The sequence below is a fragment of the Blautia sp. MSK17_66 genome, assembly GCF_020538025.1.
In the GTDB taxonomy this organism is placed as follows: Bacteria; Bacillota; Clostridia; order Lachnospirales; family Lachnospiraceae; genus Blautia_A.
The window spans coordinates 134,208-147,468 of the sequence record NZ_JAJBNQ010000003.1; the positions used below are offsets into that span (position 1 = coordinate 134,208).

The 13,261-nt window shown below is 37.5% G+C and carries 12 protein-coding genes; 9 read left to right on the forward strand and 3 right to left on the reverse strand.

Going from position 1 to position 13,261, the window contains the following annotated elements:
- The first annotated feature begins 3 nt into the window (after window positions 1–3).
- On the forward strand, window positions 4–960 hold the full coding sequence (locus LIR34_RS02770; protein WP_173901942.1) for a PD-(D/E)XK nuclease family transposase: 957 nt from the start codon (window positions 4–6) through the stop codon (window positions 958–960).
- Between the two features lie 370 nt (window positions 961–1,330).
- On the opposite strand, the gene LIR34_RS02775 is transcribed toward LIR34_RS02770, so the two are convergent.
- Together LIR34_RS02775 and LIR34_RS02780 are read right to left on the reverse strand one after the other, a co-directional pair.
- The gene (locus LIR34_RS02775) at window positions 1,331–1,978 is read right to left on the reverse strand and encodes a hypothetical protein (RefSeq protein ID WP_244092167.1); all 648 of its coding nucleotides are present in this window, start codon (window positions 1,976–1,978) and stop codon (window positions 1,331–1,333) included.
- Window positions 1,979–2,121: 143 nt separating this feature from the next.
- Complete coding sequence (locus LIR34_RS02780; RefSeq protein WP_173901940.1) at window positions 2,122–2,661, reverse strand: RNA polymerase sigma factor; 540 nt, start codon at window positions 2,659–2,661, stop codon at window positions 2,122–2,124.
- A 1,098-nt stretch (window positions 2,662–3,759) separates the two neighbouring features.
- Here LIR34_RS02780 and LIR34_RS02790 point away from each other — a divergent pair.
- From LIR34_RS02790 to LIR34_RS02815, 6 genes are all read left to right on the forward strand, one after another.
- Window positions 3,760–4,299 (forward strand): RNA polymerase sigma factor, encoded by a 540-nt coding sequence (locus LIR34_RS02790; RefSeq protein ID WP_144093122.1) that lies wholly within the window; start codon window positions 3,760–3,762, stop codon window positions 4,297–4,299.
- Entirely contained in the window at window positions 4,293–5,399 is a 1,107-nt protein-coding gene (locus LIR34_RS02795; protein ID WP_227240722.1) for a DUF4179 domain-containing protein, read from the forward strand. The genes LIR34_RS02790 and LIR34_RS02795 overlap by 7 nt, the downstream gene beginning before the upstream one ends.
- A 520-nt stretch (window positions 5,400–5,919) precedes the next feature.
- Complete coding sequence (asnB, locus tag LIR34_RS02800) at window positions 5,920–7,779, forward strand: asparagine synthase (glutamine-hydrolyzing) (protein WP_055065704.1); 1,860 nt, start codon at window positions 5,920–5,922, stop codon at window positions 7,777–7,779.
- A 130-nt stretch (window positions 7,780–7,909) separates the two neighbouring features.
- Window positions 7,910–8,326: a hypothetical protein gene (locus tag LIR34_RS02805; RefSeq protein WP_022387879.1), complete on the forward strand. Its 417-nt coding sequence runs from the start codon at window positions 7,910–7,912 to the stop codon at window positions 8,324–8,326.
- Complete coding sequence (locus LIR34_RS02810) at window positions 8,319–8,558, forward strand: hypothetical protein (RefSeq protein WP_005423104.1); 240 nt, start codon at window positions 8,319–8,321, stop codon at window positions 8,556–8,558. The genes LIR34_RS02805 and LIR34_RS02810 overlap by 8 nt, the downstream gene beginning before the upstream one ends.
- A 21-nt stretch (window positions 8,559–8,579) precedes the next feature.
- Window positions 8,580–9,131: a hypothetical protein gene (locus LIR34_RS02815; RefSeq protein ID WP_022387878.1), complete on the forward strand. Its 552-nt coding sequence runs from the start codon at window positions 8,580–8,582 to the stop codon at window positions 9,129–9,131.
- 348 nt (window positions 9,132–9,479) lie between these two features.
- Here the strand turns inward: LIR34_RS02815 and LIR34_RS02820 are convergent, their stop codons facing one another.
- Window positions 9,480–10,688 (reverse strand): IS110 family transposase, encoded by a 1,209-nt coding sequence (locus LIR34_RS02820; RefSeq protein ID WP_173903304.1) that lies wholly within the window; start codon window positions 10,686–10,688, stop codon window positions 9,480–9,482.
- Window positions 10,689–11,309: 621 nt separating this feature from the next.
- Between LIR34_RS02820 and LIR34_RS02825 the strand changes: the two genes are divergently transcribed.
- Window positions 11,310–11,867, forward strand: a complete 558-nt coding sequence (locus LIR34_RS02825; RefSeq protein WP_173903303.1) for an RNA polymerase sigma factor — start codon at window positions 11,310–11,312, stop codon at window positions 11,865–11,867.
- A complete protein-coding gene (locus LIR34_RS02830; RefSeq protein ID WP_173903302.1) occupies window positions 11,864–13,252 on the forward strand; it encodes a DUF4179 domain-containing protein in 1,389 nt (462 codons plus the stop codon). The genes LIR34_RS02825 and LIR34_RS02830 overlap by 4 nt, the downstream gene beginning before the upstream one ends.
- Window positions 13,253–13,261: the final 9 nt, after the last annotated feature.

The following is a 13,261-nucleotide window of genomic DNA, read 5'->3' on the forward strand; positions in this document are numbered from 1 at the left end:
ACTTTGAATACAGAAATCAAAAATACGATTCTTACGACAGATAAAGACGCACAATATGATGAAAGTGCGAAACGATTACTTGGCCAGAAAAGTATCCTGGCCCATATATTAGTAAAGACTGTTGATGAATTTGCAGGAATGGATCCGAAAGAGGTGGTTTCTTACATTGAAGGCGAACCATTTATTAACACTGTTCCGATAGAAACTGGTCTTACTAATGCTGTTATTAAAAATGATGGATCTCGTGTGGTTGGTCTTAATTCTGAAAATCCGGAACTTCATGAGGGAATGATACGATTCGACATTATATTCTATGTCAGGATGAGGGATGGATTGTCGCAGATTATTATCAATGTGGAAGCTCAAAAGGACGAACCAAATGGGTATGATATATTGAATCGGGCAATCTTTTATGTAAGCCGTATGATTTCCTCACAAAAGGAAAGAGATTTTTCAAATTCAAATTATAATGATATCAAGCGAGTTTATTCCATCTGGGTTTGTATGAATATGCCGGAAAATAGTCTGGAACACATTCACCTGGTGAAAGATAGTATTGTAAATTCCCATGCATGGAAAGGTAAACTGGACTTGGTTAATATCGTAATGATCGGACTTGCCAAAGAACTTCCGAAGCATGAGGAGAAATATGAATTACATAGATTACTGGGAGCATTGTTATCTCAGGATTTAACAGCAAACGAAAAACTGGATATCATTGGAAATGAATATGAGATTCCAATGGAAAAGGATTTCAGAGAGGATGTGAGTATTATGTGTAATTTGAGCCAGAAAATTAAAGAGACTGGAATTGAAACCGGAATTGAGATGGGTAAACGGGAAATGATTATGAAAATGTACAACAAAGGTTATACAGCTGCTCAGATCGCGGATGTAGCTGAAATGGACGAAAAAAAGATAAAAGATATCATAAAAAATGCTGAATTGTTGACAGTATAAAAGATTGAACAGAATCTGATTATTCAAATGTTGTGTAATTGGATGTTTGGCGGGGTGTTACGATAAGCATCTCGCCATTTTTTATTATACGATGTCATGGTCAGAGTAACCTGGAGCGTTTGAATAAGATTAAAATGACCAGTATTTAAAAACACGATATTAAAGAGGTACTGCGGCTTAGAAATTCCAGCATATTTGCAGTCATAGACTTTTTCCTGACAGATATTTTACATTTACCGTAACTATAAAAGTTCTGGACAGCTACACTATCTGTAAATTATAACATATTATGCATCAGCTGCGATACAGGTATTTCCACAACAGTTACAAAAAGATGGTGAACCGAACTGAATTCACCATCTTTTTTTCTTTATCTTCTGTTATTAATAACCTCTCTCGCCATATCTGCAAGTTCTCCGACAGATAATTTTCCATCTATTTGCAGCAAATCATACTGGATGCCATCCTTATTCCAGTTAACGCTTTGAACTTGACTGACTTCAATCTGAGAAGCACTGTCATCATAACTGAATACAACTTTTCCACTGGACTGGTCTTTTTTATCTTGTTCTGTCAATTCGTAATCATCTGATACCACTTTATTTATATAATGTACATAATACAAATTTGTTTCATTTACAGTGGCAATAATATCACCTGACGGAGTAAGTTTTGAGTTAAATTTCTGCTGTTCAAACAATACAACATCTCCATTCTTCTGATAATCAAAGGACACAGATTTAAAATTCTCAATTACATTTGCATTGCCATCCTTAAAACTGTTTTTTATAATATTGCCCTCTTTGAAGCAGTACCCGTTCTCAAAGGTATCAATCAATACCGGTCTATACCCAACATCCTTTGTAATCTGTTCTGACGTTGGAAGAGATGTATAATCAGCACGTGATGCAGATGAACCTGTCCACATTGAAATCTTTCCTGTTGCTGCCACAGCAGTAACTCCAATTGTAAGTGTTGCAGCTATCAACAAAGGTAATATTTTCTTTTTTGATCTCATAGTCGTTTGCTTCCTTTCTGTATCTGCGAAGTCAAGTTTTGCATAAACTCTCTGTCTGACATTCTCTGTATCAATATCAAGAGCATTACAGGAAGTATCTGCCTGTTTTTGTATTCCCAATTCTTTAAGCAAATTTTTTCTTCTCATAATTTTTCCTCCGCATCCGATAACATTTTTCTGAGTTTTCTTTTTCCTCTTGAAAGTCTGGTCTTAACTGTAGAAATATTAAGTCCCATTGCTTTTGAAATATCCTTGATTTTTTCATCAAATTTATACCGCCTTACAAAAATCTCGCTGTCAGGTTCGCCAAGGCTCATAACTGTTTCCCATACATAATTATTGTGAAAATTCTCTTCCATGAAATTTTTGCCATCTGACAGTTCAATATCTTCAAGAGATGTATGATCCAGCTTTCTGTTTATCCGTTTCAGAGCAAAATTCCGGGCAATAGTAGCAAGATATGACCGTAATGTACCTTTCTGTAAATCTATCCTCCCGGTATTCTTCCAAAGTACAACAAACACATCTGCCACAATTTCTTCAATATCCTCTTTCGGCAGTGAATTGCCGGCCATATGATACAAAACAGTACTCAAATACGGCGTATAAATTCGGATTGCTTCATCTATTGAATTTTTTTCTCTGTTCCTGAGACGCTGCAAAAGTTCTGCTTCATCTGTCATATCAATCCTACTTTCTTTTTAATATTTTCAAAAATTAAAAGCTTTTAACCTTTACATTCTTATATATCCTGTCAAAGAGCAAAAAGTTTCAATTTTAGAAAATTATGATATTGATGCACCACTTTACAACTTTTTTATAAAAAAATATCGTACAGGATTTCCTGATGCATAATGAATTTGGTATAAAACATTACAAAGGAAAGTGACCCTGTACGGCAAAAACATTATACAGCGAAAAAACACTGATAGGTAGACTTCAGCAATATTTTTTGATCTATTTTGAAACTTTTTCTGTTCCGACAGCAGATACCTTATTTCTGCTGATATTATCTATACTGAGCCGCACACAACGGTTCCAACTATCTGAATCAACACTGCTTTGTGAGAGTCATGCTCTTCGTACCTGTCTGGAATGGAGATAAAGTATCTCATCTTTCCGTTCCTCTTGGTTATCGTATGTGGCAGAAAAAAGAGTCTAAACTGGAACTGGCAGCCTCCATGATCCGGCAGGTTATACCTGAATTTCACAGCAAAGATCATGTCATCATCCCTTGTGACAGCTGATATACAAAACACAACCTGGTATCCATTGTTGATGAATATCCGAATCCGGATTTGATTGGCAATGCAAGGAGTGATTCTGTCATGTATGATCTTGCTTATGTCCATCTTTTTGTTTGTAAAATTTCTGAAAATATTCTGGTGAAATGGTAGTATAATACGGAGAATGTAAAAACGTAAGAGAGTAAAAATGAAACTACCGGATAAATTAGCACCGTTTCTGGAATTATTGCACATATACAGAGAAACTGGGTGAGAAAACAGTAAAAGCATATCGGATCGATCTAAGCAGTGTTTTGTTTTTGTTGCCTGTGAAGAGCAAGACAAAGAGAAGCTTGAGGAATATATTACGGAATTACATAAAAAATACAAACACAAACAGAACAGAGATTAAAAAAAGTGGATATTTCGTTGGCAATGGAAGAGGCAACGGAAAAAAATACTTTTATGAGAACCGATTTCCTTTCCGATGCATCTAATTAGTGTAAAAGTAAACATGAGTAGTAATCCAGCTGGACAAAAGGAGAAGACAAAGTTATGACAAAAGATGTATTTATTAAGGAGGTTCGGGATGCAGAAGCCATGCTGTATCATATATCGAAGTCCATTCTGAAGAATGACTCTGATTGTGGGGATGCTGTGCAGGAAACAATTCTTAAGGCATATGAAAAACTTCCCACTTTAAAGAAAGAAAAATATTTCCGAACATGGATCACAAGGATATTGATTAATGAATGCAAAGGGATTCTTCGGAAAAGAAAAAATGTTATTCCATATGAAGAATATATGGACAATATGAAAATGACTGAGGAGGACAGATACAGTCATCTGTATATGGCGATTATGGAACTTCCGGAGGATCTGAGGGTTTTGGTAACATTGTATTATTTAGAAGGATTTTCATTGAAAGAGATTAGTGAGGCTCTGGATATTCCGGAAGGAACGATCAAAAGCAGACTTTCACGTGCAAGAGAGTTTTTGAAGGTGCAGTTATCCGAAGAAGAGAAAAGAACGGCAACTGGGAAAAACAGCAAGCAATTAAAGAGAATAACAGGAAAGGGGAAAATGTCATGTTAGAGAAGAAATGGAATAATATCGCACCGGAAGTACCACAGGATTTTCATAATAAATTTGAAGATACACTAAAACAGATTGAACAGGCGGATTCAGTTGATAAAAAATACAAAAGAAAAAAAATCAGTGGACGATTATTGATTGCAGCAGCAGTAATCTGTACTGGTATGGCTGTTACTGTGGCTGCAAAAGAGTTCTTTAAATGGAATGATTACCTGGTGAAAAGACTGGATCCATCGGAGGAACAGCAGGAGACACTGCAGGAATCAACTTATATTCAGAATATAGACCAGTCTGTAACACAAAATGGTGTGACGGTTACCCTGACAGATTCTATTCAGGATCAGGGATTCCTGTATGCTTTTTTTGAAGTGAAAACAGATGACAGTATTTCTATGACTGATCATACTTCTTTTGAGGAGATGACACATTTTAAGATCGATGGAAAAGAAGTATATGCAGTGGACGATAACAGATTTGGAAGTTTCAATACTGGGGTAGGACAGGATGTGTTACTGAAAACAGATCAAAATTCTGCACATCTTAAATATTTTAACGCCTGTATATCTTATGACGGTGATTATGATCTGAGTAATAAAACAGTAGAAATCACATTAAAGAATCTTACGGAGGAAGGAGATTATGATACGACTGTTATTACAGATGGAACATGGAATTTTAAATGGACTCTGGGTGCAGTAAAGCCTCCGACAACTCTGGAAGTGAACCGGAAATGTGATTTTGGAGGTTATGAAATCACAGTGAAAAAAATGGAAGTAACGCCCCTTTTATGGTCATTATATCTTGATTATGATGAAGCTATGAAGGTGTATGAAGATGAGAAAAACAAGTTTGAGTACGCAGGTACGGACTATGGCATGGATCTTTATGCCAGAACTAGTATTGACCAGGTGCGTTATAAAGATGGAACGGTTTTAACACTTGATAGGACCATGGGAGGCATCGCTGGCGGTGGAGAAAAACAGGATAAGGAAAACGGTGTCCTGATCATCAGAAACAGCTTCCCGCAACTGGTTGATGTAGATAACCTGCAGGCGGTACATTTTGGGAACATTGACCAGTGGCTTGAAGTGCGGGGATAAAAGTTTTTTCGGTGATACAGAAAAATCCTCCCATAATTAGATAATGAGAAAATACAAAAAGAACCGATACAAGGTCTTTGCAAGACTGATATCGGTTCTTTTTGGCTAAGTCTGCCAAGCCCATTACCTTTAGGTAATGGGTAGTTGACTAAATATAGGTAACCATACAGTCGGAAAAATGGCTCTGTAACAAAAGACCGTTTTTCCGGCTTTTCATTTTATCAGCAGTGAGGCATTCACACCGTTTGAAAATCTGTAAGAACTGAGTCATTGGGGTATGTCATGACGGGTAATCAAATATATGACATAGATTCTACAATTGCAGAAAATAAGATTGACTTTTTGATTCTATAGATGTAGAATTAGAAAAGATTTCTACATCTGTAGAAAAACAGGGAGAACACAAGCTGAGGCGCAGACTCACAGACCACTATGATTACGATGTGACCATGTGGGATTCAATTGTGGTAAAAAAGTTGCTGCAGCGTATAAACTACATCAAATAGATACGGAGGATAAAATGTGCGGAATCTGTGGATTTACAGGTTACAGACAGGATCAGAAGACAGTAATTGAAAGGATGATGAAAGCCATTGAGCATAGGGGTCCGGATAGTGAGGGCTCTTTTTGCAGGGAGAAGATCACGCTGGGCTTTCGAAGACTTAGTATTATTGATTTAGAAGATGGGCAGCAGCCTATGGAAAGTGCGGACGGAAACCTTCATATTGTTTTTAATGGAGAAATCTATGATTATAAGGAACTGCGGGCAGAACTTGAGGCTTTCGGCATTTCTTTCTGTACTCATTCTGACACGGAGGTTCTGATAAATACTATTCAGCAGTATGGGGAGAAGGCACTGGATAAGCTCAGGGGAATGTTTGGGTTTGCTGTATGGAATGAACAGGAGCAGAGTTTGATGCTTGCAAGGGATTTCTTTGGAATTAAGCCTGTGTACTATGCCGAAATAGATGGACACTTTGTATTTGCTTCTGAAATTAAGAGTATCCTTGCATTTCCAGGCTATGAAAGGAAAGTAAATCAGAAGGCACTGGAGCAGTATTTGTCATTTCAATATTCCCCTCTGGAAGAAACTTTTTTCAGGGGGATTTATAAGCTTATGCCAGGTCATATGCTTTTATATAAAAACGGAAACTATGAGATAAAGACTTATTTCAAAACAAAGCTTGCACCAGGCCAATGGGACCGTAAGACGAATATGGAGCAGCTGCAGAATCAGCTTGCAGAGAATTTAAAGGATTCAGTGGAGCACCATATGTTAAGTGATGTGGAAGTCGGCGCGTTTTTATCCGGGGGAGTGGATTCCGGTTATCTGGCTTCTTCCTCTGGCGCAGATCAGGCATTTACAGTGGGATTCGATGAGGGAGACCGATATAGTGAAGTAAACAAAGCTGCCAAAGTGGCAGAAAAAGCAGGTTTGAAACACCATGTGAAAATCATATCCAAGCAGGAATTCTGGGATGCCCTTCCAGATGTTATGTATCATATGGATGAGCCCCTTGGGGATGCTTCCGCCGTTGCACTCTATTTTCTCTCAAAAGAGGCTGCAGGTCATGTCAAGGTTGTTCTTTCCGGAGAAGGAGCAGACGAGCTTTTCGGTGGATATAATATTTACAGAGAACCGGAATCATTGAAAAAAATTGCCTGGATTCCATTTGGTGTCAGACGTGTAATTGGAAAACTGGCTGCAAAGCTGCCGGATGTGAAGGGACGGGATTTCCTTATCCGTGCAGGAATGAAAGTGGAAGAACGTTTCATCGGAAATGCATATATTTACCGTGAAAAAGAGAAAACGCAGATTTTGAAAAATAAAGTAACAGGACCTTCCACACAGGAATATTTAAGACCATTTTTTGAAGAACTTGAGTCAGAAAACAGAGGATCACTTCAAGACATGGAAAAAATGCAGTCTGTAGATCTGAGCTACTGGCTTCCTGGCGATATTTTGCAGAAAGCAGATAAAATGAGCATGGCACATTCATTGGAAGTCAGAGTACCATTTCTGGATAAAGAAGTTTTTGACTTTGCAGCAAAGCTTCCAAAAGAAGCCAAGATTGCAGCGGGTACAACCAAATATATTTTCCGTAAAGCTGTTTCTCAATTCATACCACAGGAAACCGATGAACGTAAGAAACTTGGTTTTCCAATTCCAATCCGTGTGTGGCTGCGGCAGGATGACTGGTATCAGATGGTAAAGGAATTATTTACCTCGAAAGAAGCAGAAGAGTTTTTTCATACAGATAAGCTTCTTTTACTTCTGAAAGAGCACAAAGAGAAAAAGGCAGATAACAGCCGTAAAATCTGGACAGTTTTGACATTCCTTATCTGGTATGATAGATTTTTTGCTACATGTTCGAAGTGAGAGAGTTGGTTATGAGACGGTAAAAATATAAATATACGAAAAATTCGTTGACAATGGTATTTGGGGCTTTTATGATAAAACTCTATTTGTTTGTATAGAAACTTTCGGATTATTGGAGGAAGAGTTTAGCATGACAGATATAAAACCATTTTATATTACGATATTATTGCAGGCAATTAACAATATGTATGATGCTGGGTGTTCGATTGCAAAGAAAAAACAGGTATTTCAAGTGAATTTATTGCAGGGAATTACGTTTTGGCTTGCATTGATTGATTTGATTTCAGCAGTTTGCTTCCTTGGAAATCCACAATTGCAATCTGTGGCATCTAGGAAAGGAGTTATATTACTATCCTGTATATTTGTTGGATTTATTCTTTTGTTACTTTACAGAGAAATATTTGTTCATCTTAGCATAATTTACAGAAGAGAAAAATATAGTGCAGGTAGTAGTGTAAGAAATGTGATTGAACCAAAAGACCTTGGGATGCAGTCCGATTGTGACGATGCATGCAACTGGGATGATAAGGAGAATAATTATGATTGAAGCTGTAGCAGTACTTCTTTTTTTTATAGTTGCAGGAACTCTATGGGGGATAGTAGAAACTTTTAAATATAGGAAAAATTTTTCAAGAAACTGTGAAAACGGACAAATCTCCACTATTAAAGCGTACCGAATAAAGCGACGTGGATCCTGGCGGATTTTTGGTGACCGTATTCTAGATGAAAAATCGTTTCTGGTAATGAGGGAAAAGGAGTCAAAGTTAAAAATTCATTAATTCAATAGCGGGGTATTTTAAATGGCTGAACAAAATGTTTTTAATCTAATGCAAAACGATGAGATTGGACTGTTGTGGAAAAAGATATATCAATTACATCAAAAAACCAAAATTTATCTACTTACAGCCGAAGAAATATCAGAAAATGGGGATGCATTGATTCAGCCATTAAAAGAGCACCGGGATGCATATGATCATATTGTAAGGATTTTTGCTAGCACAACCAAAAAAGTGCCGGAAGGATACGATTACTATTCTTATATCAAAGGAAATCTTGAGAAAGCATATGGACATGAATATCGTGCTTTTTTTGATACGGCAGACTGGCTTGCATACAATCTGCGGCATAATTTAAGAGAGCGCATAAATGCGATTCCATATAATAAAAGAAATCAATTAATCCCAAATTGCAAAGAAACAATCAAATTATTGAACCAATACCCATTTGAAATTTCTAATCTACGAAATGACAAGGATATAGTAAAAGAGTCTGACTCGGATGAGACAATAAAAGAATATGAAAATTTGCTTAGGCAATTAATAAAGTTATATAAAGAAATTGATTCAATTTGATGTTGCTACTAAAAACAATTAATAGACTGATTGATCGTCGAAAGGTATCTGTTTGTCCATATCAGTGATATGTTACTCCATAAGGAGAGTTCAGGAATATGTAGAATATTACACTTGCTAAAAAATCTGAGTGCAGAAGCGGCAGACCTTTTTTACAAGTGTAATACGGTTTTACTTTCAAGAGTGACTCAACGACTTGAATAATTGTGCGTCGCATTCTCGTTATTTCAGCCTGCAAATAAAAAGTCAATACTAAAATTGAAGAAAATTAAAAAACTTTATAGGTTAAAAATTAGGCATTAAAATAAGACCACCACACCAGTGCTGGTCTGAAAATCATAATGATGATTAGGATTCTGGAAGAGACGAAAGATATTCTTTCACTCGTCCGTAATAGATTCTTAGAAACTTGTTGGCTCCTGCAGTCATATAGACATAGTAAGGCTTACCCTGTGCCCGCTTCTTGTCTATGAACTGATATACAGGATCATCCTGTGGGTGCGTTTTTATTAAGACATCCATTACCTGAAATAAAGTCTTTCTAAGAACAGAGGAACCTCGTTTGGAAGTCGGAACACTTTTTTGTTCATAACTTCCCGATTCATTAACACCCGGGTCTACACCGGCAAAGGCGGTAATAGCACCTTTGTGGGTGAAACGGGAAACATCACCAATCTCAGCCATCAATTGAGGTCCGAGGGATGTGCCGACTCCTTTCATTGCCATAACGACAGGGTATTCAGGAAGTTTGGATGCAGTTTCATTCATAAGTGTGCGTAGTGATTCAATCGTTGTAGAAACACTATTAAGTTGGTCTACAGCTTGTTTGATAATAAGCTTAGTAATGTTGTCCTTAGGAAGTACGGGAACAAGCTCCTTGGCTTTTTCGTAGATTTCTTCAGCCTTTGACTTGCTGAAGTTGTACTTCTTGCGTTTACACCAGTTTTTATAATGGTCGATAAAAGCGTTTTTGGACATTTTACGGACACAGTCCACATGCCAGTATGTAGATGCAAAATCAACCCATTTCTGACTGCCGTTACTGCGCGCAGGACTGTCAAAGTAAGTATTAACACCAGGATAGGTTTGGTCAATGATGCCAATAAGATTATTCTTCATAGCCGTCTTGTGCTTCATGTAAAAGCCGAACTGACGGTTCATGGTTTTGAGCTGATTGCGTAATTCATCTATAACATTATACTGTTTAAGATTTTGCCATTTGTCAAGAGTATATCGTGCAATCTTAACAGCATCCGCCTTATCGGATTTCACTTTACGAAGAGAATTATTATCAAAGTCTTTGATAAGTTTGGGGTTAATGGCACTGACGAAAAGATTTGCCTTTGAAAGCTGATGGGCGAGGACTTCATAATAACGTCCTGTGTGCTCCATCACGATTCGGGACTCACCTTCAACAGAGTTGATGAGTTCTACAAGTGAATTGATATCACTGGTTGTGTGTTTGATTTCAAAAGGTGAGGAAACAATTTCACCGAAAGGTCGCATGATAGCAACCATACTCTTGCCTTTTGAAACATCGATACCTACTGCGTTCATAAATTGTCGCTCCTTAAGATTATTGCAATGGATAACTACCAGTTTTACTCATTACCTGTTCAAACTACTGTGTGTGACACGAATGCACCTGATGTGATTCAACCTGCATAAAACGAACACTGCGAATGAGAAGCTGGTTATCAGTCTGAAGTACGGACGCGAGGTCCAAGTGATGAAGTCGATATACCATTGCATTCTACATTCTAACAGTTTAAGTAATGAGATGGATAAATCCTTACCGGATGTAAGGGGATTACCCATAAATATATTGTAGTAGTGATGAGTTAGACGTGCAAATCTTTTCTAAAAAATACAAATAGAGGGAGTTTTATTGGACTAAATATTTTATAACAGCAGTTGCAGCCGGTATCTCATGATTTATAAAATGAGAATATCGGCTGCTTTTCATTATTTTTACCTCTAAAAGGTAATCTTCTGAAAACCAAAACTGTAGTTTGGATCTCAACTGAAAAAAATTAAATTTTTTTGTTACCATCCACTATTTTTTACGATATATAATATGAATGGAAATTTTTTTATTCAAAAAGGCGCCTTATCTGTTGCTGGTCAGATTATGGACAGTGACTTTTATCTTAAAGAAACCCGGAGGACAACCTGTAAATGAATGATGATGAAATTATAAACCTGTTTTTGAAAAGAGATGAGAATGGAATTATAGAATTGAGTACTAAGTATCATCCCTATTGCTACAAGATTGCCTGGAATTTATTGGCGAATAGAGAAGATGCCGAGGAATGTCTGAATGCTACCTGGTTTTCGGTATGGTCACAGATTCCTCCTACGCATCCTTCTGTATTGGCACACTTTTGCGGTCGGATTACAAGAAATCTTAGTATTGACCGCTTAAGGAAAAAGTTTGCAGGCAAGCGCCCGGATGTTCATATGGCAGATGTTATGGAGGAAATGGAGCAGCTAAATGTAACTTATACCGTGGAAGAACAGCTGGCGGAAAAAGAACTGATGGAAACCATAAATCGTTTTTTGGAAGAAATGTCTCCAAAGGACAGAAATATTTTTGTACGAAGATACTGGTTTTTAGATCCTGTTTCTGCAATATCCAAAAGGCATCATATGTCAGCGGGAAGCGTGAAAATGAATTTATACAGAAACCGGAAAAAGCTGTTGAAACTGTTGGAAAAAGAAGGAGGACGCATATGAAAAAGTTTGATTTTTCAAAAGAATTTGGTAATATTGATCCGAAATATATAGAGGAAGCAGAGCGGGAATGGAGTGAAAAAAAGGAAAACCGGAGACCAAAAGGGTGGAGCAAAGCAGCAGCTGCCTGTGTGATCGTCACCTTGGGTTCTGTTATCTTTTCTAATCCACATATCCAGGCTGCAATAAAAAATATTACATTGTCCATAGGAGAAACCCTTGGTTTCCCAAAAGGTATTGAATCTTATACGGAAGTGTTGAATACCTCTAAGGAAGACAAAGGAATTACTGTAACATTAAAAGAAGTTGTTCTGGATAATGGGGTTCTGTTAACAAAGGTGCATGCAGAAAAAACATCTTCCGGGCAAAAGGACACGGATGATGTCCAGGATGCCTGGACCTTTGCCAATACACAGCTTGACATTGATTATCAGAAAACTACAATAAATGGACAGAAAATTGAAGAATACGAAAGCGGACACCATCTGCCATATTCGGACGAAGATTTGCTAAATACTGGACTGGATGAAAATGTCTATGATGCTGTTCTGGAATCTCGATTTTTCCTTGATGGTGATTTGGGAGAAAATCCGGAAGTACATTTGGTACTCGGTGCCTATCAAAATGAAAATCTTGGCGAAGATTATTTCGCAGAGTTTGAGTTTGATTTTTCTATTCCCCATGAGGAGCTTATGAAACAGACAGTTCATAAAAAGCTGGAAGATGTTTCTGTTAAAACAGAAGAAGGAACCGTAAAATTAACAGACTTTTCCATGAATAAACTGCAAAGTATAATTAAGGCAGAAATTCCGGAAGAACTTGAGGAAAAGCTGTATAATGGTAATGAGATGATGCTTATGGGGACAGACAGTAAAGGAAATCAGGTACAGTATGAACTGCGCAGTAATTCGGCAGATGGTAAATCTCAATGGAGTTTTAAAACCAGTTTCTGGGGTATGTATCAGCTGGATTCTGACAGCCCGGTTCTTTTGCTCCCGGATATTGACAGCGATTATCTGGAATTACAGCTTTATACCAGAGAACCTTACATGGCTGCTGCAGACACTGTCTGGGTTGATGACGATTTTGTAGAAATTGGTGAGACTACAGAAGAGGTAGAAGAGGTTCCGGAGGATACTTTGGAGGAAAAAAATCCGTCGGATGCAGAGGATCAGGTTGAAACTCAAATTATCGGAGGGGCAGATGCTTCCACAGAAGTAAGGCTTCAAGACGATACAGACCAGAAAGAAAATACCGACGCAGCAGATAAAACGGATGAAGATTACGGAACCGAAGAAAGCGCATATTATGATGGAGCTACAGGTGAAATCACTGCAGAATCCGGTTGGACACCTGTCGGGGATAAAATAAGGATTCAGATTAGGTAGAGAAACGTG